The sequence below is a fragment of the Pararcticibacter amylolyticus genome (genome assembly GCF_003130405.1).
GTDB classification, from domain to species: domain Bacteria; phylum Bacteroidota; class Bacteroidia; order Sphingobacteriales; family Sphingobacteriaceae; genus Arcticibacter; species Arcticibacter amylolyticus.
Map to the genome: position 1 here is coordinate 1 of NZ_QEAS01000123.1, position 378 is coordinate 378.

The 378-nt window shown below is 48.1% G+C and carries 1 pseudogene; it reads left to right on the forward strand.

What is annotated here, in order from left to right:
- Positions 1-378: pseudogene (locus DDR33_RS26325) on the forward strand (hypothetical protein); the annotation flags it as partial.

A 378-nucleotide genomic window follows, 5' to 3' on the forward strand; every position in this document is an offset into this window, starting at 1 on the left:
AGCAGAGATTGAAGAGCTTCCCGATGATATCCAGCACACCAAGGAGCGCAAGCCCGACGTTCTGAAGAAGATCACTACGATAGATGGTGAAACCTTCATCCTTCAAATCGAATTCCAGGTAAAAAGCGAAGAAGATCTGGTCTACCGGATGGCCGAATACAGCATCATGCTGATGCGGAAGTACAAACTGCCGGTCAGGCAATATGTCATCTTTCTTCGCAAAAGACGACCGTCTATGGCCGTGTCGATAGACACCGAACACCTAAAGTTCAGCTATCCGCTTCTGCTGATCTCAGAGATGAACTACCGTTTATTTCTCAACTCGGAGAACCCCGAAGTGAAGATGCTGGCCATACTGGCCGACTTTGCAAACACAGA